Annotated in this window: 18 protein-coding genes; 9 read left to right on the forward strand and 9 right to left on the reverse strand. The window is 66.8% G+C overall.

The genetic code is table 11. The features are described from left to right. Positions 1-68: 68 nt before the first annotated feature. From ACWRN3_RS06985 to ACWRN3_RS06995, 3 genes are all read left to right on the forward strand, one after another. Positions 69-689, forward strand: coding sequence for a 5-formyltetrahydrofolate cyclo-ligase (locus ACWRN3_RS06985; RefSeq protein WP_324642558.1), 621 nt, complete (start codon positions 69-71; stop codon positions 687-689). 111 nt (positions 690-800) lie between these two features. Next, a complete protein-coding gene (locus ACWRN3_RS06990; RefSeq protein WP_255172769.1) occupies positions 801-1,073 on the forward strand; it encodes an FmdB family zinc ribbon protein in 273 nt (90 codons plus the stop codon). Between the two features lie 220 nt (positions 1,074-1,293). Further along, entirely contained in the window at positions 1,294-1,911 is a 618-nt protein-coding gene (locus ACWRN3_RS06995) for an RcpC/CpaB family pilus assembly protein (RefSeq protein ID WP_476740213.1), read from the forward strand. 11 nt (positions 1,912-1,922) lie between these two features. Here ACWRN3_RS06995 and ACWRN3_RS07000 read toward each other — a convergent pair whose 3' ends face one another. The 7 genes from ACWRN3_RS07000 to ACWRN3_RS07030 all read right to left on the reverse strand — a co-directional run bounded on the left by ACWRN3_RS07000 (position 1,923) and on the right by ACWRN3_RS07030 (position 12,921). Further along, positions 1,923-6,122, reverse strand: a complete 4,200-nt coding sequence (locus tag ACWRN3_RS07000; protein ID WP_476740214.1) for an AAA family ATPase — start codon at positions 6,120-6,122, stop codon at positions 1,923-1,925. A 129-nt stretch (positions 6,123-6,251) separates the two neighbouring features. Beyond that, the gene (gene guaA / locus ACWRN3_RS07005; protein WP_324642563.1) at positions 6,252-7,841 is read right to left on the reverse strand and encodes a glutamine-hydrolyzing GMP synthase; all 1,590 of its coding nucleotides are present in this window, start codon (positions 7,839-7,841) and stop codon (positions 6,252-6,254) included. Positions 7,842-7,944: 103 nt separating this feature from the next. After that, complete coding sequence (locus ACWRN3_RS07010) at positions 7,945-8,451, reverse strand: DUF3817 domain-containing protein (protein ID WP_255172772.1); 507 nt, start codon at positions 8,449-8,451, stop codon at positions 7,945-7,947. Beyond that, positions 8,448-9,332, reverse strand: a complete 885-nt coding sequence (locus ACWRN3_RS07015; RefSeq protein WP_324642564.1) for an SURF1 family protein — start codon at positions 9,330-9,332, stop codon at positions 8,448-8,450. The genes ACWRN3_RS07010 and ACWRN3_RS07015 overlap by 4 nt, the downstream gene beginning before the upstream one ends. Positions 9,333-9,412: 80 nt before the next feature. Continuing rightward, entirely contained in the window at positions 9,413-9,901 is a 489-nt protein-coding gene (locus ACWRN3_RS07020; RefSeq protein WP_324642565.1) for a PTS sugar transporter subunit IIA, read from the reverse strand. Between the two features lie 38 nt (positions 9,902-9,939). Continuing rightward, entirely contained in the window at positions 9,940-11,679 is a 1,740-nt protein-coding gene (locus tag ACWRN3_RS07025; protein ID WP_324642567.1) for a glycerol-3-phosphate dehydrogenase/oxidase, read from the reverse strand. A gap of 105 nt (positions 11,680-11,784) precedes the next feature. Continuing rightward, positions 11,785-12,921 (reverse strand): GuaB3 family IMP dehydrogenase-related protein, encoded by a 1,137-nt coding sequence (locus tag ACWRN3_RS07030; RefSeq protein WP_159631434.1) that lies wholly within the window; start codon positions 12,919-12,921, stop codon positions 11,785-11,787. Positions 12,922-13,084: 163 nt separating this feature from the next. Between ACWRN3_RS07030 and ACWRN3_RS07035 the strand changes: the two genes are divergently transcribed. From ACWRN3_RS07035 to ACWRN3_RS07060, 6 genes are all read left to right on the forward strand, one after another. Continuing rightward, a complete protein-coding gene (locus ACWRN3_RS07035) occupies positions 13,085-13,999 on the forward strand; it encodes a WXG100 family type VII secretion target (RefSeq protein WP_476740215.1) in 915 nt (304 codons plus the stop codon). A gap of 35 nt (positions 14,000-14,034) precedes the next feature. Further along, positions 14,035-14,667, forward strand: a complete 633-nt coding sequence (locus ACWRN3_RS07040; protein ID WP_255172778.1) for a hypothetical protein — start codon at positions 14,035-14,037, stop codon at positions 14,665-14,667. Next, positions 14,664-15,311, forward strand: coding sequence for a hypothetical protein (locus ACWRN3_RS07045; protein ID WP_476740216.1), 648 nt, complete (start codon positions 14,664-14,666; stop codon positions 15,309-15,311). The genes ACWRN3_RS07040 and ACWRN3_RS07045 overlap by 4 nt, the downstream gene beginning before the upstream one ends. A 29-nt stretch (positions 15,312-15,340) precedes the next feature. Then, complete coding sequence (locus ACWRN3_RS07050; RefSeq protein WP_476740217.1) at positions 15,341-15,958, forward strand: hypothetical protein; 618 nt, start codon at positions 15,341-15,343, stop codon at positions 15,956-15,958. Between the two features lie 69 nt (positions 15,959-16,027). Next, positions 16,028-16,594: a hypothetical protein gene (locus ACWRN3_RS07055; protein WP_476740218.1), complete on the forward strand. Its 567-nt coding sequence runs from the start codon at positions 16,028-16,030 to the stop codon at positions 16,592-16,594. An 8-nt stretch (positions 16,595-16,602) separates the two neighbouring features. After that, on the forward strand, positions 16,603-17,106 hold the full coding sequence (locus ACWRN3_RS07060; RefSeq protein WP_476740219.1) for a hypothetical protein: 504 nt from the start codon (positions 16,603-16,605) through the stop codon (positions 17,104-17,106). A gap of 35 nt (positions 17,107-17,141) precedes the next feature. Here ACWRN3_RS07060 and ACWRN3_RS07065 read toward each other — a convergent pair whose 3' ends face one another. After that, positions 17,142-19,001: an ABC transporter ATP-binding protein gene (locus tag ACWRN3_RS07065; protein WP_476740220.1), complete on the reverse strand. Its 1,860-nt coding sequence runs from the start codon at positions 18,999-19,001 to the stop codon at positions 17,142-17,144. Positions 19,002-19,028: 27 nt separating this feature from the next. Beyond that, the gene (locus ACWRN3_RS07070; protein WP_476740221.1) at positions 19,029-20,546 is read right to left on the reverse strand and encodes an HNH endonuclease signature motif containing protein; all 1,518 of its coding nucleotides are present in this window, start codon (positions 20,544-20,546) and stop codon (positions 19,029-19,031) included. Positions 20,547-20,645: the final 99 nt, after the last annotated feature.

Here is a 20,645-nt window from a genome sequence, read left to right on the forward strand (position 1 = left end):
AACCCCCGGCACCGAAGGCCGGCACGGGGCTTCAACGCCGCGGAACACCGGGCTTCAGGGAGGACAACATGCTGCAGGAGACTAACGCTGTCAAGGACAGGATCCGGGCCGCCCACCGGCACCGGCGGGCAGGCCTGATGCCGGCACAACTGGAAGCTGCCGGCCAGGCCCTGGCCACCCATGGGGAAGCCTGGGCTGGATCGGTGACGCAAGGCCGTCCCGGGATAGCCTGCGTATACCTTGGCGTGGGGCAGGAACCACCCACCCTGCCGCTGATCAACGCCCTGCACCGCAGCGGCCACCAGGTCCTGCTTCCGGTGTGCGAACCGGCCAGGGAGTTGAGCTGGGTGTTCTGGACTCCGGACACCGGCTTCGAGCGCAGCAGGTACGCGCCCATCCTGGAACCTGCGGGGCACCGGCATGGGCCCGAAACCGCCGGCGACGCCGCTGTGCTTTTCATTCCCGCCACAGCCGTGGACCTGGCCGGCAACAGGATTGGCCAGGGCGGCGGCTACTACGACAAGTTCCTGGGGCACCTCGCTACGGCCGGGAAGGAAATTCCGCTGGCCGCTGTTATCTACGACGATGAATTGCTGCCCGCCGGACGGATCCCGGCCGAGGAGTTCGACCGTCCGGTCCCGGCCGTCCTGGTTCCTTCCGGGTACCGGCCCCTGGCGGGTGGCGCCTGAGCACGGGCGTTCCGTGCACAGTGATAGAATTAGCACTCAGGCCCTGCGACTGCTAATGGTTTACCAGGTGGCAGCACGGGACCTCTCGTTTGCCCAAGAGGAGGAGCACCAGTGCCAACATATGCTTACGCCTGCAAGGATTGCGGCCACGCCTTCGACATCGTCCAGTCGTTCTCGGACAGCAGCCTGACGTCCTGCCCTGAATGCGAGGGGACGCTGCGTAAGAAGTTCAACAGCGTCGGTGTCGTCTTCAAGGGCTCCGGTTTCTACCGCACGGACTCCCGCGATTCCAAGGGCAGCTCGGTTTCCCCCGCGCCCGCCGCGGCTCCGGCCGCGCCTGCTGCTGCCCCCGCCGCGCCGGCGCCCGCAGCCGCCGCGAGCTAGTCCGGCACAGACTTCACGACGGCGGCCGGCGCTTTCCAGCGTCCGGCCGCTTTTGTCCACATAGGCCTCATCCCGGCCCCCTTGCGCGTGCGCCCGGAGTTAGCGTGGGCGCATGCCCTTACTTCCCCGCCGCCGCGCCGCCCTCCGGTATTCTTCGGGCCCTGCAGGCGCTGGCCGCAGCCCCAGGAACCGCCCACTGGCCGCGCGTATTGCCGCTTGGTTGAGCCGAAACCGCCGGCTCGCCGCTGCACTGTTGTTGTGCGCAGCTGCCGCCATCGCCGTCCAGCAGCTCACTCCTGCCCCGCTCTCCACCGCCACGGCCCTGGCCGCTGCCCGGGATCTTCCTGCCGGTACCGCCGTATCGGACGCGGACGTGGTCCGAGTCCAGGTGCCCCCTGGCATGGTGGCCGACGGCTTCCTCCGGGATGATGCCGCCGCCACCGGCAAACAGCTCGCCGCACCCATGCGCAAGGGCCAGCTCCTCACCGATGCCCAGCTGGTGGGTCCCGGGCTCCTGGCAGGTACGCCGCCCGGTTCAGCCGCAGTTCCACTGCGGATGGCGGATGCCTCGTCGATTCAGCTGGTCTCCCCCGGACAGCTGGTCAACGTTGTGCTCACATCAGCCAACGGGTTCGACCAGCAGGGCCCGTCGGAGGTGCTGGCGTCGGCGGTCCCCGTACTGTGGACCTCCAACAAGGGCGGCCAGAGCGGCCAGTGGCTGGGCACCACGGAGACGGACGGACTGATCGTGGTGGCAGCCACCGCCGAACAAGCATCACGCCTGGCCGGAGCGTCAACCCAAGGCCGGCTGTTCTTCGTCCTGGTCGGGCCGCCGTAACCTTGTGGCGGTCAGCCCCAGTGCGGCGGCTTCTGTTCCTTCAACCACGTGTCGTGGTCATCCTCACGGTCACCCCAGCTGCGGGCGTCGTCCTCTGCGGCCTTGCTCGGGAGGATCTCTTCAGCGCCGCCTGTAACCGCCCGGGTCGCCGGACCCGTTTCGGCCGGGCCTGCAGGAACGTCCCCGCCGGTAACTGTTTCTGCCTGCCCGTCCTGGATCTTGTCCTGGCGCATGTCTTCCTCGCGGCCGTCTTCCTCAAGCCTGCCGTGTGCAGGTTTCTTTTCCTCGGTCATGGATCCCGCTTCCTGGTTTCCGCTGTCACCGTTCCGGCCTGTGCCGGGATCCCCGGGCAGGTAGGAAACTCCGGCGGACGGCGCGGCGTCAATTCCATTGAGCGCCTGGTCAACGTCGTCGTCAAGGAAGCCCACAGACTGGTGGGTCCTTCCCGGCAGCACCATGTTCTCCAGGCCCAGATAGCCTGCAATGCGGTCTGCGCAGGACGACGGGTCCGTGAACACTTCGATGGTCCACAGCGGCATGTACCGCCAGCCAAGGCGTTCCAGCAGTTGCGGACGCAGCCTGCTGCGTTCACGCACGCTCATGGTGCGGTACTGCGCAGTGCCGTCGGACTCGATGGCCACAGGCCGTGGAATCTCGGAGTCCTCCTGGCCCATGGTATTCAGGGGGTCGGCGGCTGCCACTACATCGATTGCCCCGTCGTATTGGTGCCAGACCCTTGCGCCCCGGGCACGCAGCCGGTCGCCCAGGTCCGCCACCAACGGGTCCGCGCCAAGCGCCTGTTCGCTGGCGGCGGCGCGGGACGCGGGGGTGCCAAGATCCGTGTTGCCGGAAAGTTCCCGGTCCAGCAGCGCGTACAGGTCCACCGCCCCATGGGTGAGCCGGGTGTGGTCCAGGTCCTCGGGCCGGAAGCACGTGAGCACGTGCAGGGAACGGCGGGCCCGGGTCATGGCCAGGGCAAACTTCTCCCGGCCGCCTTCAGCAGACAGCGGCCCGAAGTTGTGGAGGGCCCGCCCGTGCGGGGTCCGCCCGAATCCCGGCGAGAAGATGACATGGTCGCGGACCAGGCCCTGGGCGCGTTCCAGGTCCACCACCCGGAAGGACTCCGGGCCGGCGCCGAAGAATCCGGCCAGGCCCGGCTGGTTGGACAGCTGGAGCCGGATGGACTCGCCAATCCTGGCCGCGTGCCGCAGGCTGGCGGTCACGACCGCGAGGGACGTCCGCGGACGCAGGCGGGCGTGCTCGAAGACCAGCTCCACTACCCGGTTGACCTCGGCCACCACGGACTCCACGCCCTCATGGTCGGCACTGGGAAGGCCGGTGCCGTCCGGCAGGTATTCCACCAGCAGGGACCGGTCCAGCCCCGTGGCCGACTGGCCTTCGGGCAGCCGGCGCAGGCCGCCGTCGTAAAAGTTCTTGCTGAGCTGCAGGACCAGGTCCTCGTCCACTGCGCGGTACACCACGTTGAGCCGCCACACCGGCAGCACTGCGGAGAGCGCGGTGAAAGCGCTCTCGACGCGGTGGTGGGCGGACTCGCCGGGTGCAAGCCGCTCCACCCCAACCGTGAACGTCCGCGGCGTGGCGATGCGCGGATCGCCAAAGGCGATCACCTGCCGTGCCCGGGCAATCGACGGCAGGACGGCCTGCAGGGAGGTGGCCTCCGCGTCGAGGATCACGACGGCGTCGAAGTGCTGTTCTGCCGGAAGCAGGCCCGTCATCAGGTACGGGCTGACGGACCAGACCGGGACGAGCGTGCCGATCAGCTCAGGCGCCTGCGCGGTGAGGGAAGGCAGGGACACCCGGCCGTCCTTGAGCAGGCTGCGGAGCAGGTCTGCCTGGCGCGGCTGGGCAGCGATGGCTGTCCGCCACCGTTCCGCGAGGTCCCACCGCAGGCGGGCGGCGCCGCTGGCAATGTGGGCGTTGTCGGCCAGTCGGTATTCCGCTTCCAGCTGGCGCAAGGCGTCGCCGTCGGACATCGCCAGGTAGTCGTCTCCGCTGATCATTGCCTCAAGCGCGGACTGCCACCATGCCAGCTCCAGCTCCGCGGCGACGGATCCTTCCGGAACTTCCCGTTCGGCGAGGTCGGCCAGGAGTTCGCCCAGGCCGTGTTCGCGCATGTTCTCAATGAGGAGTGTGCGTTCGGGCAGCGTCTTGAGCGTATCGGTGTCCGCCACCAGGCGTTCCAGCCGGTCCATCAGCTGCGCATAGGGAACGGTGGACAAAGCCCCGCCGTCTTCGGTGTGCTGCAGGGCCTCGCCCAGCTGTGCCAGCTCCTGGTCCAGGGACCGGTACATGGCGTTCATCTCGGCCAGGCCGGAGGGAACGGCGGGATGGCGCTGCGTGGTGGCGTAGCCCGCCCAGAGGGCACGCTGTTCCTGGACCAGCACCAGGGACGAGTGCAGGTCCGCGATGTGGACGCCCGGACGCACGTATTCCTTGGCTACCCGGCGCAGCCTGGAACGCTGCATGGCGGTCAGCTCGATGCCCCGCTCCCGCCGCCACGCGGACGGCGCCGTGGCGGAGATCAGGTCTGTCACGGGCCGGTCGAAGATGTCCGGGGTGAACTTGTCCAGGCTGCCCCGGACGGCAACCAGCAGTTCCAGCTGCTCGCCCCACTCCGCGAAGGATTCGCCCAGGCGGATTTCGGCGTGCTCGGCAACGGCGTCCATGCGGTCGCGCAGGACGGGGAGGCTCTTGGCCACCGAGCGGACCAGGTCCTGGGCTTCCTCGGTTTCCTTCCGGGTCAGCAGCCTGGCTCCGTGCCAAGGGCTGGTGGTGGCCGCCTTGCTGAAGCTGCCCAGTTCCGCGGCGCGCCGCAGCCGGCCCGCCAGCTCCTCGCGGTCCCGGATGCTGTCCAGGACGCTGCGCTTGAGCCGGACGGTGGTGGCCGGGGCAGGGTGGATCGAGGTGAGCTCAGCGAGCGACTGCATGGCCTGGTACGGGGAGCAGCCCCACCTCTCGCGGACGTTGTGGAGCGATGCCACGTGGTCCATCAGGGCGTGCCGGTGTTCGGTCAGGGTGGTGTGCAGGTTACCCAGCTGAGGTTCCAGGGACTTTTCATTGCGGACGATTGCCCGGACCAGTTGGCCTTTCAGCTGTTGGGCGGTGACGTTCCCGGTCAGCTGGAAGAGGATGGACTCCAGGCCCAACGACTCCAGGTGTCCGGAAACCTCGTTCAGGCTGGCGCGGCGATCTCCCACCACCAGCACTGTCTTGCCGGCATCCACCAGGGCGCCGATGGTGTTGATGGCGGTCTGGGTCTGGCCGGTGCCGGGCGGGCTGCTGACCACCAGGGAGTCCCCTGCGCGGGCCGCATCGACCACGTACTGCTGGTCCGTGTCGGCATCCAGCAGCAGCAGCTCGTCCTTGGGGTGCCTGTTGTCCAGGTGCGGGAAGCGGGACGGATCCGGCTCCTCGACGTCCACCACTTCGCCGCCGGCGGCGGTGGCCAGCGCAGAGACGATGGGGTGGGAATCGTTGATCCAGGGGTCGTCGAGGTTGCCGGAGAGGTCCGCAAAGGTGGAGACCAGCAGGTTGTGCTGGGTTTCAGCGCCGTGGATGGGCCGGATCAGGGTGGCCAGCCGGTCCAGGACGGGCTGGGGGTCAAACCGTGCAGTGCTGTAGGCCAGCCGGGTCACGGCGTTGACGTCGAACACGATCCCGTGGATGTTTTTCAGGTGCCGCACCAGGGCGGGGTTGATCTGCGCCTGTTCGGTGAGCTGCAGTTCGAAGTCGTCCTCCCCGGGGCGAACCGTCAGGGAGATGGCGGTCAGCATGACCGGGGCTGACACGCGCTGGGGTTTGCCCCCGACGGCGGATGTCCACACCACAGTGCCTGCCGACAGGTATCCGGCGTCGATGCCGCGGTCGTTGGCGAGCTCGAAGATCTTTGACCGGATGTTGCGCGACGCCCTCGCGGCCACCACGTACTGCTGCCGGTCACGGATCAGGGTGGACAGGCGTGTGCGGCGCCCGGCCATGAGCTGGGCAAGGCCCGAGGGGTGGGCCGAGGTGAGGTCGATGGAACCTTCCGGCGTCTTGGTGAAGCGGAGCATCGTGTCCGCGCCGGTGACGGGTTTGAGCCCGGACAGCCATTTACGAAGCTCCTCCGAGCCTTCCGGGTGGCCTTGACCAACTGACACTTCTGCCTTCTTTTCTGCGTTTGCACGTGACGTCCTGGACCATACCGGCATAGATTCGAGAGTAGCCGCTCCGGCGCCGGACTTGAGCGACCGCAACACTGGGGCACCGGAAATTGCGGAGGAATTCGCTGGGAAAAAGCAGTGGCCGGCCCCCGCTGTCGGAGGCCGGCCACTAGGATGCTATTCCCACTCGATGGTTCCCGGCGGCTTGCTGGTGACGTCCAGCACCACCCGGTTGACGCCGTCCACCTCGTTGGTGATCCGGCTGGAGATCCGTGCCAGCAGCTCGTACGGCAGGCGCGACCAGTCGGCAGTCATGGCGTCTTCGGAGGACACCGGACGGAGCACGATGGGGTGGCCGTAAGTGCGGCCGTCGCCCATGACGCCGACGCTGCGGACATCTGCGAGCAGGACCACGGGCATCTGCCATACCTCGTTGTCCAGCCCGGCCGCGGTCAGCTCGGCACGCGCGATGGCGTCCGCCTTGCGCAGCAGGTCCAGCCGTTCCTTGGTGACCTCGCCGACGATCCGGATGCCCAGGCCAGGGCCCGGGAAGGGCTGGCGGCCGACGATTTCCTGCGGCAGGCCGAGCTGGGCGCCCACGGCACGGACCTCGTCCTTGAACAGGGCGCGCAGCGGCTCAACGAGCTCGAACTGCAGGTCCTCGGGGAGGCCGCCCACGTTGTGGTGGCTCTTGATGTTGGCTGCACCTTCGCCGCCGCCGGATTCGACGACGTCCGGGTACAGGGTGCCCTGGACCAGGAACTTGATCTTCTCGCCGTGGGCTGCGGCCTCGGCGATGATGGCCAGTTCGGCTTCTTCGAAGGCGCGGATGAATTCCCGGCCGATGATCTTGCGCTTGGTTTCGGGATCGCTGACACCGGCCAGGGCCGAGAGGAAGCGTTCCTGTTCGTTGGCCACGTAGAGCTTCACGCCGGTGGCGGCCACGAAGTCGCGTTCAACCTGCTCCGCTTCGCCTTCACGCAGCAGTCCGTGGTCCACGAACACACAGGTGAGCTGGTCGCCCACAGCCCGCTGCACCAGGGCTGCCGCCACTGCCGAATCCACGCCGCCGGAGAGACCGCAGATGACGCGGGCATCCCCTACCTGCTGGCGGATGCGCTCCACCTGTTCTTCGAGGATGTTGCCGGTGGTCCAGTTGGGCTCCAGCTTGGCGCCCTTGAACAGGAAGTTTTCGAGCACTTGCTGGCCGTAGGCGGAGTGCTTGACTTCGGGGTGCCACTGCACGCCGAAGAGGCCCTTTTCCTCGTTGGCGAAGGCTGCGACTTCGGCGCCCGCCGTCGTGGCGAGGACATCGAATCCTGCAGGTGCTTCATGCACGGAGTCGCCGTGGCTCATCCAGGTCTTCTGGTGCTGGGGCATGCCCTCTAGCACCGAGCGGCCGTCGCCGAGGATGGTGGTCTCCGTGGATCCGTACTCCCGCAGGCCGGTCTTGTCCACCTTGCCGCCCAGGGCGTTGGCCATGGCCTGGAACCCGTAGCAGATCCCGAAGACGGGGACGCCGGCTTCGAAGAGGTCGGCACCCACGCTGGGGGCGCCGTCGGCATAGACGCTGGAGGGGCCACCGGACAGGATGATGGCGGCAGGGTTCTTGGCCAGGAGCTGCTCGGTGGAGTAGGTATGCGGAACCACTTCCGAATACACATTCGCTTCCCTGACGCGGCGTGCAATCAGCTGCGCGTACTGGGCACCGTAATCAACAACCAGCACCGGCTTCTGGGAAGTCTGGGATGCAGTGGGAGTAGTCACCGTAATAGCCTACTTTGCGCCCTTGCACCGGCGCACCTTGAGAAGCCGCGCTGTGACGCAGTAGACGTCCGACGGCGGGTGGCCGGGGCGCGCCCGGCCCGTTTCAGTAGCGCTGGGGAGCCTGCGGATTGGCGGCCAGTTCGGCTTCCACCTCTGCGTGGAACTTCTTCTCCACGATGAAGGACAGGAACGGCACGACGCCGCCCAGTGCCAGCAGCACCAGTTTCAGGAAAGGCCAGCGCATCAGGGACCAGAGCCGGAAGTTGGAGATCAGGTACACAACGTACATCCAGCCGTGCACGATCAGCACGGTGACGGAGACGTTCATGCCGTTGAGCACCCCGGGCGGTTCCGCGTCGGCGAATCCGAAGCCGAACGGCTGGCCGGTCACCGCGTTGGTGCCGCCCGCGAACAGGTACTGCCCGAAGCCGTACCGTGCCACCAGTTCCGCACACAGCAGCAGGAGCATGGTGCCGGTGAGGTAGGCCATGACCTTGTAGAACTTCAGGGCGGACCGGATCTGGGCCTCGGTACCGCCGAAACGGCGTTTCTTCCCGGATGTCTTGCCGGCGGCCTGCGATGAGGGGGTGGCCGGTTTCGGATCAATCATGGCTGTACCTTCTGCTGGTGCTGTTCAGGCTGCTGGTGCTGTTCGGCCTGCTGTGGAAGCTGGTGCTTTTCGTCGTGCCCGTCATCATCGTCCCCGGCGTCGTCAAGGGCCTCCTCAAGGTCCCGGTGGTAGTCGTCCTTGACCAGCCGCCACCAGATGAAGAGGGCGAACCCGGCGAAGACAACCCACTCGATGGAGTAGAAGAGGTTGAGCCAGTTGATGTGCTGCGCCGGCGGCTGCGGACCGATGTCCAGTGGAAGGAGGTTCCCCGGAACCGCTGCAGCGCTGACGTCCTGGCCGCCCACCTCTTCCGCGGTGGCAGACACAAAACCGGGGTAGCTGCTCACCTCCCAGTAGTTGATGAGCTCCGCCACGGAGACGGCCGAGGCCTCCCCCGGTTTCGGAGCTTTCCCCGCCACCGGCGCTTCGGACGGCAGCAGCCGCCCGGTCAGTTCGACAAGGCCCGACGGCGGTGCTGCCGCGTCCCCGGGCTGGGCGACCCACCCGCGTGCCACCGGGATCCACGTCTGTGGTGAGGCGCCTGCTCCGGTCAGGGCGGGGGCGCCGTTGACGGCGAAGGCTGAAACAACCCAGTAGCCGGTTTTGCCGTCGTGGAGCCTCCCGGGAACCAGGACCTGTTTGTCGGGACTGTACGTCCCCTGGGCAGTGACCATCTGGTCGGCAACGCTGCCGTGGAAGAACTCACCCGGCTGCAGGGTGCCGGTGAGGGGCTGCACCTGTTCGGTGGCGGGGTTGACCGGAACCTCGGGTTGGGTGGAGCGGCCGAATTGCCACTGGCTCAGCAGCACGAAGACCCCGGAGAGAGCGATCGCGAAGATAAAGCCTGCGATCCATCGGGGCTTAAGGGCTGTTTTCCACACGTCTTAACCGTACTTCGTACTTCTGTAGAACAACTAAACGCCAAGGGCGTCCGGGCCCGGAAGCGGGACCGGGGATGCGCCTAGTGGTCGAAGAACACCAGGCTGGAGTTGATGAGCTCGGCGATTACTTCGGCGTCATAGGCACGCCGCAGCGATTCGCGGAATGATTCCTTGGAGAGTGACCTGGCCAGGGTGGCCAGGACTTCCAGGTGGTCGGAGAACGAGCTGGCCGGGGTGGCGATCAGCAGGATGACCGTGGCGGGGCCATCGGCTGCCCCGAAGTCGAGCGCGTGGCCGTACTTGGTGATGCCGACGGCGATGGAGGTTTGGGACACGAAGTCGCTGCGGGCATGCGGCAGTCCGATGCCGCCCGGGAGCCCCGTGGCCAGCTGGTGCTCCCGGGCATTGACGTTCTTCAGGAACCCGTCAAGATCCGAGATCCGCCCGGCGGCGTGAAGCCGCTCTGCCAGTTGGTTGGTGGCCTCGGTCTTGTCCTTCGCCTCCATTTCCAGGATCACCATGTCGGCGGTGGTCAGGTGGGCGTCATACGGGTCCAGTGGTTCCGCCAAGGCGTTTCCCTTCGGTCAGCAGTGGGGCGAACGGCCCCTCAACGCAAGGGCACGATATCTTCTGCGCCCAGGCGGGCGGCGTCTGCGGATTCGTCGTCCGGCTGTTGCTGGCTGAGGCGTTCGGCCTCCACGCGGGCAAGGTAGTGGCGGACTTCGTTTTCACGCTGCGTGTCGCTCCAGCCAAGGACGTCACCCATCAGTTTAGCGACAACGGGGGCGGCGGACACGCCGCGGTCCCATGCTTCGATGGAGATCCTTGTGCGCCGGGTCAGGACGTCCTGCACATGGCGGGCACCTTCATGGCTTGCGGCGTAGACGGCCTCTGCCTGCAGGTAGTCGTCGGCACCCGGTAGTGGTTCCGCCAGTTCCGGGTTCTGCTCAATGATGGCCAGGACCTCGGGTGTCATGGCCCCGTACCGGTTGAGCAGGTGCTCGATCCGGGCCACGTGGACCCCCGATTCCTCCGCGGTGCGGTTGCGGCGGTTCCAGGCGGCCCGGAAACCGCTGGCGCCCAGGAGCGGAATGGTTTCGGTGCAGCTGGGCGGGACCCGTTCGTCCATGGTGCGGGTGGCCTCGTCGACGGCATCCTTGGCCATGACACGGTAGGTGGTCCACTTTCCGCCTGCCACCACCACCAGTCCGGGAACAGGGTGCGCCACCACGTGCTCGCGGGACAGCTTGGCGGTCGAGTCGTTTTCGCCGGCCAGAAGCGGCCGCAGGCCGGCATAGACCCCTTCGACGTCTTCGCGGGTCAAGGGCCGTTTGAGCACCTGGTTGACATGCTCCAGGACGTAGTCGATGTCCTTGCTGGAAGCCGCGGGGTGGGCCTTGTCCAGGTGCCAGTCAGTGTCAGTCGTGCCGATGATCCAGTGCCGTCCCCACGGGATGACGAACAGCACGGACTTCTCGGTACGCAGGATCAGACCCACCGTGGATTGGAAGCGGTCGCGGGGAACCACCAGGTGGATGCCTTTGGAAGCGCGGACCTTCAGCTGGCCGCGGTCTGTCACCATGGCCTGGGTTTCATCGGTCCACACGCCGGTGGCGTTGATGACCTGCTTGGCGCGGATGCTGAACTGCGTCCCGTCCTCGCGGTTTTCCACCTTGGCGCCCACCACCCGTTCGCCTTCGCGGAGGAAGTCCACCACCTTCATCTGGTTCACGGCGTGGGCGCCGTAGTAGGCGGCCGTGCGGACCAGGTTGGCGCAGTATTTGGCATCGTCCACCTGGCCGTCGTAGTACCGGATGGACCCGACGAAGGCGTCGTTCTTGAGGCTGGGGGCGGCCCGCAGGGTGCCGCGCCTGCTCAGGTGCTTGTGGAACGGCACTCCCCTGCTGTGGCCGGCCGAAACGGACATCGCGTCATAGAGTGCGATGCCGGCCCCCACGTAGGGGCGCTCGATAAAGGGTTTGGTCAGCGGATAGAGGAACGGCACCGGCCGGGCGAGGTGGGGTGCGATTTCGGAGAGGAGCAGCCCGCGTTCCTGCAGGGCCTCCTTAACCAGTGCGAAGTCCAGCATTTCCAGGTAGCGCAAACCACCGTGGATCAGTTTGGACGAGCGCGAGGACGTACCGGCCGCCCAGTCGCTTGCTTCGACGATGCCAACGCTCAGCCCGCGGGTCACGGCGTCAAGCGCAGCCCCCGTGCCAACGATGCCGCCGCCGACGATCAGGATGTCAAGTTCCTGGCCCGGTTCGGTGGTGGCGCGCAGCCGCTGGATGGATGCTTCCCTGGCTTCCGGGCCAAGGACCCCGCCGTTTGCAGGAACACTCTTCATTGAACGCCTCCAGTGCCTCTAGTGCCGGTAGTAAACCCACACTACTTGCTAGGGGCGTGCTTTGGGCAGGGCGGGAGGGCGTCCGCCCCGCCCTGCCGGGGCGTGTCAGTTCCCTGCGTACGGCGACACGACGACGTCGACCCGCTGGAATTCCTTCAGGTCCGAGTAGCCGGTGGTGGCCATGGAGCGCCGCAGGGCGCCGATGAGGTTGGATGTGCCGTTGGTGTGGTGGCCGGGTCCGAAGAGGACTTCCTCCAGCGGGCCGACGGTGCCGACGTTGGCGCGGTCTCCCCGGGGCAGCTCGGTGTGATGGGCCTCCTGGCCCCAGTGCCAGCCCTTGCCGGGGGCTTCTTCTGCCCTGGCCAGGGCGCTGCCCAGCATGACGGCGTCGGCGCCCATGGCGATCGCCTTGACGATGTCACCTGAGGTGCCCATGCCGCCGTCGGCAATGACGTGGACGTAGCGTCCGCCAGACTCGTCCATGTAGTCCCGGCGGGCGGCGGCGACGTCGGAGATGGCTGAGGCCATGGGCGAGTGGATGCCCAGGGCACGGCGCGTGGTGGTGGTTGCACCGCCGCCGAAGCCAACCAGTACGCCCGCAGCGCCGGTGCGCATGAGGTGCAGCGCCGGAGTGTAGCCGGCAGCGCCTCCGACGATGACGGGGACGTCGAGTTCGTAGATGAACTGCTTGAGGTTCAGCGGTTCGTGGTCCTTGGAGACATGCTCCGCCGACACGGTGGTGCCGCGGATCACGAAGATGTCGACGCCGGCCGCGAGGACCGTCTTGTAGTGCTCCTGGGTGCGCTGCGGGGTGAGGGACCCGGCAACGGTGACGCCGGCGTCACGCATTTCGGCGAGCCGGGACGTGATGAGCTCGGGCTGGATGGGTGCCTGGTACAGCTCCTGCATGCGCGTGGTGACGGCCGGGCTGTTGGTTTCATCCTGGAGCGCCGCGATCTCATCGAGGATGGACTGCGGATCCTCATACCGGGTCCAGAGGCCTTCCAGGTCCAGCACGCCGAGGCCGCCCAGCTTGCCCAGGGCGATAGCGGTGGCCGGTGACATGGCCGAGTCCATGGGGGCCGCGATCACCGGCATCTCGAACTGGTACGCATCGATCTGCCAGGAGACGGAGACGTCCTTGGGGTCGCGGGTGCGACGGTTGGGGACGATTGCTATGTCATCCAGGGAGTAGGCACGACGCCCACGCTTGCCACGGCCGATCTCGATCTCATAAGTCACTGCTCTAGGTTATCCCAGTGGCTTCGGTGGCTTTGCCTGGGCCGTCCCTGGCCGTGTGCAGATGGGCAGGGGTGCCCATGGCAGGGCAGTCGGACGACACGTAGCCTAAGGGCCGGGGGCATCGGTGAACGCTCCCGTGCCGATCTTCCGAGGAGAACCAACCATGGCCCCTGGCCTCTACGGCGCTGACATTGAGCAGTTGCGTTCCCTGTCCAAATCCATGGACCGTTCCGGGTCCCGCCTGATGGATACGGAACGCCAGATCACCAGCCTGGTAGCAAGCATCGAGTGGAAGGGCAACGACGGCGGGCGCTTCCGGCGCGAGTGGAGTGACACCTGGCGCCCCATGATGAGGCAAACGTCCCAGTCTCTGCTGGACGCTTCGAAGACGCTCCTCACGCAGGCTGACGAGCAGGAACAGGCCAGCACCGGCCGGGCCGGACCATCTGGGGGTCCCGTGGGCCCCTCAACCCCCGGAGTGCCGGGCACCGCGGCGCCCGGGCCGTTGGACGCCGTGCTCGGCGTTGCCGCAAGTCCCGGGTGGTGGGGAGCCAACACTGCGGTGACCACGGCTGGGCTTTATACGGACGATCTTATGGCCACCATGGCCAAGGGCGGCCTTCTCACAAAACTGACCGACTGGCCTTGGCTCACCGCGCAGTACGCCCAGGTTCGGGGCATTGGATACGTCCGCGGAACACAAGTCCTCAACGGCACGTCCATGCTCGGACGCCTGTCGGGCGGGCTGGGGATTGTCACGGGTGGGGTCCAACTGCTGCAGGGTATGGAGACCCGCAATACCGGCATGGCGGTCGACGGCGGCATCTCCGCCGTCCTTGCCGCCGGAAGCTTTTTTCCAGGGGCCGGCCCGTTCTTCACCGTGGCCGGCATCGCCTGGGGCGGCCTGGGCCTGCTCGCCTCGAACCTCGGTTACGGCTCGGCCTCCGAAATGGTGGCAGATGCGGCCACAAAGACCGTTGATGCGGTGGCCGACGGCGCCAAAAAGACCGTCGATGCCGTTGCAGACGGAGCTAAGAAGGTGTGGGGCTTGGCTCACCTGACATCCAGGCTTCCCTAGACTAAAACCCGAGACCTGTCGACCCTAAGGCTGCTGTGACTACCCAAGAAGACGCACCCCTGCTCATCACCGAACACGAACTGATCGCCCTGATTGCCCTGGCCGGAACCACCGGCGCCCTGAAATGCCAGAGTCTTTTCCGGCTTGACCAATCCGCCGGGGCACCGCTTGAACAGGCCGGGGTGGCCACCCTCCTGGAACGCGGGCTCATGACCATCGAAGCGGAAAGCCTGGTACCCGCAGGGCCGGCAATCGGTGTGGCGGGAGTCCTGGCGGATTCCGATGCGTGGCTGGAGGTGGCCCTGGTGACGCCCAAGGCTGAACACGTCTATTTCCTGTTCGGGTCAGGCAACGGGGCTTTGGTCCTCAGCCTCAGCAAGTACGGTGTCCATGAACTGCGCCCCGTGACCGACGCTGACGGAATGTTCACCACCGCCATCGAAATGGTCCGTTTCTATCTGGGCACGGCGCCGGACGGGCTGCCCGCGGCCGGCACGCTCCGCCGGCACCTCGCGGACGGCACCTTCCACGCCGTCCACGTCAAGGCGGCGGCGGACGGTTCCCTGGAGATCGTCATCGGCGATGACGCACAGCCTGCCCCCGCGGCGCTGGGCGCGGAGGACCTCAGGGACCGGCTGCGCCAGGGACTGGGCCTGCTCCCGGCATGACACAGCACATTCCTTACCCCGCCGATTTGCCCGTGCATTCGCTCGACTACTGGCTCTCCCCCGAACTGGCCAGGATCAGCCCGCCGGATGCCCCCTCCCGGCTCCGCGAGCTGGCCGATGCCCAGGGCACCCTGGCCGCCGGCTGGAGCGGGGCGATCGCCGGCGGCCCCGTCCTGGCCCTGGCAGGCGCCTTCACCTCCGTGATGTCGGGGAATCCCGCGGCAGCGCTTGTCTTGGTCCCGCTGGGGGCCATCCTGGTGCTGCTGGGCCTCTTCGGGTGGAAACGGGTCCGATCCGTCCTGCCCCGGACTGACAAGGCCCTGATCACCCGTGGCCCCGGATCTGCCCGCGGCGGCATCGGCATGGTGTCGTTCCTGGCTGTCGTTCTCGGCGGGATCATTTACCTGTACCTGCCCTCCGCCATGGCAAAGGGTGCCGGTGAGGTCACAATCGTGGTGGGCATCTACGTGCTCCTCCTGGCCCTGCTGGTCGCGTGCATCATCGTCCCGTCCGCGGTCCTGGGCCGGGCCCGGGAGTCATTCCGCGTGCGGGTGCAGACCAACCCGGGCCTTCGAAGGGCAGTCGAGGAGGACCTGGCAGTCTGGCGCGATCCGTACGGCAACGCCGCCTACGGGCCGCTGTGAGGCGCCGCGCTTCCGGTTACAGTGGCGTGGTGAGCAGCCGCTGGACATTTGACGGGCACATCGCCGGGATTGGCACCGCCACCGGGCTGCGCGCCGTGGTGGGCATGTGGCAGGACTCCCCCTTTGGGTCGTTCGCCGATGTCATGGTGCAACAGCCTTCCGGGCACCGCCTGCTGCTGGCACCCACACCCGACGTGGCCGGCTTTATCGCCGCCACCTACAGCTTTGACGAGGTGCAGGTGGTTGACGTCGCCGCCTCGCTCGACCGCCACAACTTGACGATCGACGCCGGCCCGCTGGCGATCCGGGCCATCACCGGCGCGAGGACCCTGCTGGGAACAGCGCTGCGGGCAGTGCCCCGGCGCCTTGCAGTCCATCCCCGCTGGCTCGCCGCGGTAAACCCGATCGCTGCCCTCGCCGCACCCGGTGCCCGCACCTATGGAACTGCCGGCAGCGGGAGGGCGGAGTTCTATGGGGTGACGGACCTGCACCACGTGACGTCCGCCGTCGTCCGCTGGAATGGTGCCGATGCCGGAGCGCTGGCACCCATCCGGCCAGCCGTCACGTTCGGCTTCAGCAGCGTCCCTCCCCGCCCGAGCATCGCCCGCGTGCGAACCACCGTGGTGGACGGCAGGCACGGAGGATAGATCCGCCCATCGCTGCATGCGCGGGCCTGTATTAGCCTTGGCACCGGAAAAGTGATTTGGGGGAACAGCGTGGCACCAGGCGATGACTCAAGGGCATCGGCTCCTTTCGGTTCCGGCATCAGGGATCTGGGAGGGGTGCCGGACGCGACGGCTTACGGCTACCCCCAGCGCCGGTCCTGGATCTTTTTCGCCTGGTGGTACCCGGCAGTGCTGGCCATCGCCGGCCTGCTCTACGCCGTGCTCGCGCTGGCACTGGGCCAGAGCGCCGAAACCGGCATCGTTATGGCCGTTCTGGGGGCAGTGCTGGCTTCCACGGGTTGGGCCTTGACCGCCTGGCTCCGGTTCACCCGCAGGCCGCTGCGCCCCGCTTCCGACCTTCTGCGGGTGGAGCGGGGGATCCGGGGCACCCCAGTGATGGTCTGGACTATTCTGGTCGCCACCACGGCCGCCGTCGTGGCCTTGATCCTGTTCACCCCCAACGGCGCCTCTCCGGAAAATTTGCCGCTGCTCGGGCTGCTGGTCACGGTTCCCCTCGGCTCGGCCGCCGGCCTGCTGCACACCCGCCGCCTGATGTGCAACAGCGCCGGACTCTACGCCCGCTGGCTCGAACGCCGTTCCCTGACGGAGCATTCATGAGGGGTGGCGTGGCTTCGCCCAGCACTGAGGACGCACCGCAACTAGCCCTGGGCCACGCCCACCGGCGGGTCCGCGTCTTCTGGTTTTGGTGGATGGGTATGGACTTCGCCGTACCCGGCGCGGTTCAGGCGATTATATTGGCCGGCACTGGCCAGAATCCCGGGAATGGACTCGTGACGGGATTCCTGGGCTTGGCCATCTCGGGCGCAGGCTGGCTACTGGCTGTGGGGCCACGCTTTACGCGCAGTGCACCCCGCCCGGCCAACGACGCTAACCGGGCCGAGCAGTACATCCGAATTGTTCCCGGAGCCGTGATCGGCATGGTGGTGGCGATGCTGGTGATGGTTTCACTCCTGATGGTGGCCACGCCGCGCGGAACCTCACCCGACGTCCTGCCCATCCTTGCGTTCCTGGTTGCGTTTCCCCTGGCAATTGGAGCAGGGATGCTGTACTCGCGGCACCTGCATCAGCACAGGGACCGTCTATATACCGCCTGGTTGCGGCGCCGCTGACGCAACCACGCGGCTCACAGTCTCCTGCAGCCGTATCAGACTCCTTCAGGTTCCTCCACGGAAAGCTGGGACTCGAACATCCTGAAGTACCGGCCGCGCAGGGCCACCAGTTCCTGATGGGTGCCTTTCTCCACAATGCAGCCATCCTCCAGCATGTACACCACGTCCGCCTTCTCGATCGTGGCGAGCCGGTGGCTGATGGCGATGATGGTGCTGCTGCGGTCCGCGAAGAGACGCGTGAAGATACGATGCTCCGCCAGGGCATCAATGGCCGAAGTGGGCTCATCCATCACCATGAAGGACGCGTCCCGGTAGAAGTTCCGGGCCATCGCCAACCGCTGCCACTGGCCGCCGGACAGGCCGCTTCCCTTCCGTCCCCGAGGATCCTCCATCCAGTTGCTCACGTGGTTGTCCAGGCCGTTGGGCAGTTTGTTGATGAATTCGAGCGCTTCGGCGTCGGCTGCAGCCTTGCGGACGCGGGCGTCGTCGCGCGGCGAATCAACGTCGCCGAAGTAGATGTTGTCGGCCGCAGTGGCGAACTCGTACTTCAGGAACTCCTGGCTGAGCACGGCAAGGTGGCGGTGCCAGGAGGTGACGTCGACGGCGGCGAGATCCACGCCGTCGAGCAGTACCTGGCCTGAGTCGGGCCGGTAGAGCCCGGCGAGGATCCGGATCAGCGTGGACTTGCCTGCACCGTTCTCCCCCACGATGGCGATGTGCTGGCCTTGGCGGATGGTGAGGCTGATGCCCTTGATCACCTCGATCTCGCTGCCTGTGTACGTGAAGCGGATATTCTTCAGCTCCACTTCCCTGGGTGCCTCCAGGAGGGGCGGGGCATGTTCCGAGTGCACGGGCATGGCCATGAACAGCTCGTAGTCCTTCAGGTTGGCCAGGTCTTCATCAATAGAGCTGAGCGAGGACACGAGGTTGTTTGCGGTGGACAGGGCACGGCTGACGATCTGCTGGACGTAGAGGAACTGGCCCACCGGGGCTGCGCGGGCAATAATCCGGCCCACCACCCAGATCAGGGACACCACTTCGGCACCGTACTGCAGCGCGTCCGCCGCCAGCTGTTTGGGGATGTACCGACGCTGGTAGTCGAGGCGACGGCGTTCGTCCGCGTCCCGGAGCCGGGAACGTAGCTCCATGAGGAAACCGACGATGCCGTAGAGCCTCATTTCGGCAATGTGCTGCGGGCGGAGGAGGTTGGTCTCGATCATGCGGCGCTGGCGGCGCGAGTCCACCTGCGTGTTCCAGTGCGCAATCTGTTCCCTGGACAGCTTGAACTGCAGGTACACGCTGGGCACGATGGCCACCAGGACGATGACGGCGATCCACCAGCTGACCAGCAGCAGGGCGCCTACAGCCAGGATGACCGAAACAAGCTGGGTGAAGATCGCGGCAATCCGGTCCAGGACGCGGGCGTAGGAGTCGGAGAACCGTTTGGCGCGGTCGTAAAGGTCCACCGTCTCCTTGTCGTCGTAGCGCCAGAACTCCAGGGAGAGGAAGCGCTCGTACATCTGGTCCCCCACGATGGCGCCTACTTTGAAACTCATCAACTGCTGGATGTAACGGTCCACGCTGTTGAAGGCGCCCCAGAACAGACCCAGCGCGGCAGTGACGATGACGTAGACGATGGCAAGGCGCCCCGCTCCGCCGTCGCCCGCGTACGCTGCCGCCAATGCTGTGGTGGTGAGGGACGCGTAGAAAGTGGTGACCAGCGGCAACACAGCGGAGATCAGGGAACCGAGCACCTTCATGACCACCGCGCCCGGGGAGGCACGGAAGCTCACCCGGAGCACTTGGGCCACGGCCTCGGCATAGGGGCGCAGGGCAAGCCGCTTTTGCGGGTCGCGTTTAGGGGTCAGTTCCGCCGGATGGCGCGGTTGGGACATGGAATCAGCCTAGTGCCGGGCGGTCCGTCATGATGTGGAATGGAGACAGCGCAGCAGGGCATCTTCGCCTGGCGAGTGTGCCATGTAGTGGAAGTCCGGCCGCCCACCAACCAACCGATGTGCTCCCCCGCTGTAGATTGCCGCTCTCATCCACTCCGGGCCCAGCCATTGTGGCCAGTGGGTTGGTTCGGCATCCTGGTGTTCGGGCTTGTAGTGCCTGCCTGTGGGTGACGTCCAGCCGGGCGGATTGTTTTCGGTTGCGGGGTCGGGTGTCCATTGGCCGTGGTGTTTGAGCCGGTGGTGCTTGGGGCAGAGCTGTGCCAGGTTGCTGACGTTGGTGGTGCCGCCGTGTTCCCAGGCGGTGAGGTGGTCGGTGTCGTTGTCGGGGGTCTTGTTGGTGCAGCCGGGGAAGGTGCATTTGGCATCGCGCATCCTGATCCAGCGTTTGATGGTTTCGGTGAGCCGGTAGTTTTTCCTGCCGATTTCCAAGGGTGCCCCGTCCCGGGGGTCGACCAGGACCCGGTAGAAGGAGTCAGCCCCGTCCGAGACGAGATTGCGTGCCACGGATGCCGGGATCGGCCCGAAACCATCCAGTACGGCGGGTTCATCGGTCTGGCCGAGGAGGGAGAGCACGGGCACGGTGACCAGGACGTCGGCCCGCGGGGTGGGGACCTGTCCGACCTCCATGGGTTTCCCGGTTTGTGTGGTATGCCCGGCGCCGAGGAGGAGGGATGCTGCGATGTCGGGGCGGAGTTGGGTGAGGGTGCGGGGTTCGTCCGGGCCTTGGAGGCCGCGTGCGGTGGCGGTGGTCCGGTTCCAGATGGCACAGGCGGTGTCCCCGGGGAGGTAGAGGGAGACCCAGGCCATGCCGTCCCGGTCGGGGGTGTATTCCATCCGCCGGTCCGCCGCACCCTTTTCATGGCGTTTCTCGATGGAGTCGGGATGGTGGCGTTCCCGCCACCCACGGACCTTGGCCCGGAACCGTGACGGGACGAGCTCACCGGGGGCGGCAGCGCGGGCGGGGTGGGGTGCGTCGGGGTCGAAGAAGTGCGCCACCAACCCGGCGGCACCAGCGGCATCGAGGCTTTCGGTTTCGTCGGCGATGATCTTTGCGTGCTGCCAGGACATCACGCCGGCGGCCAGTGCGTCCATGACGGGTGGCAGGGAACAGACCCTGCGGGATTGGTCCACGAACGCGGCCGCGGCCGCGGAACTGATGGTCAGGACCCCGGCGATCTCCTCCATCACCGACATCCCGGCGTAGGTGCGGTCCTGCACGGAGGCGTCCGGCGGTGTCATGGCCTGCTGGAACTCCACTGCCTCGGCAGCGTCCTGTGCCTGCCCGGCCGCGAGTTGCGCCGTGAGCCGGGACCGGAGTTCCATCCTTTCCAGCCGGATCTCATACCGGCGCTGCAGCACATCAACACCGGAACCCGCACCCACTCTGGCAGCTATAAATGCGTCTTCACGGTCCAGCGCATCCAGGGCATCAATAGAGGCACGAACACCCTCCAAAACCACCCCAACCCCACCGCTGGATTCCATATGGACATCATGCAGCGGGGGTCCGACATTCAGGCCGACAGCACCCTCCGGTACCCAACAACAAGAGGAGGCGGGAAAATCCCGCCTCCTCTTTCAAAC

It is taken from the genome of Pseudarthrobacter sp. rb (assembly GCF_056389225.1).

Bases quoted from the DNA above. Each gene is read 5' to 3' on its own strand.
- ACWRN3_RS06985 (WP_324642558.1), top strand. From the start codon at position 69: ATGCTGCAGGAGACTAACGCTGTCAAGGACAGGATCCGGGCCGCCCAC.
- ACWRN3_RS07000 (WP_476740214.1), bottom strand. From the start codon at position 6,122: ATGCCGGTATGGTCCAGGACGTCACGTGCAAACGCAGAAAAGAAGGCA.
- ACWRN3_RS07010 (WP_255172772.1), bottom strand. From the start codon at position 8,451: ATGATTGATCCGAAACCGGCCACCCCCTCATCGCAGGCCGCCGGCAAG.
- ACWRN3_RS07025 (WP_324642567.1), bottom strand. From the start codon at position 11,679: ATGAAGAGTGTTCCTGCAAACGGCGGGGTCCTTGGCCCGGAAGCCAGG.
- ACWRN3_RS07035 (WP_476740215.1), top strand. From the start codon at position 13,085: ATGGCCCCTGGCCTCTACGGCGCTGACATTGAGCAGTTGCGTTCCCTG.
- ACWRN3_RS07045 (WP_476740216.1), top strand. From the start codon at position 14,664: ATGACACAGCACATTCCTTACCCCGCCGATTTGCCCGTGCATTCGCTC.
- ACWRN3_RS07065 (WP_476740220.1), bottom strand. From the start codon at position 19,001: ATGTCCCAACCGCGCCATCCGGCGGAACTGACCCCTAAACGCGACCCG.
- ACWRN3_RS07070 (WP_476740221.1), bottom strand. From the start codon at position 20,546: ATGGAATCCAGCGGTGGGGTTGGGGTGGTTTTGGAGGGTGTTCGTGCC.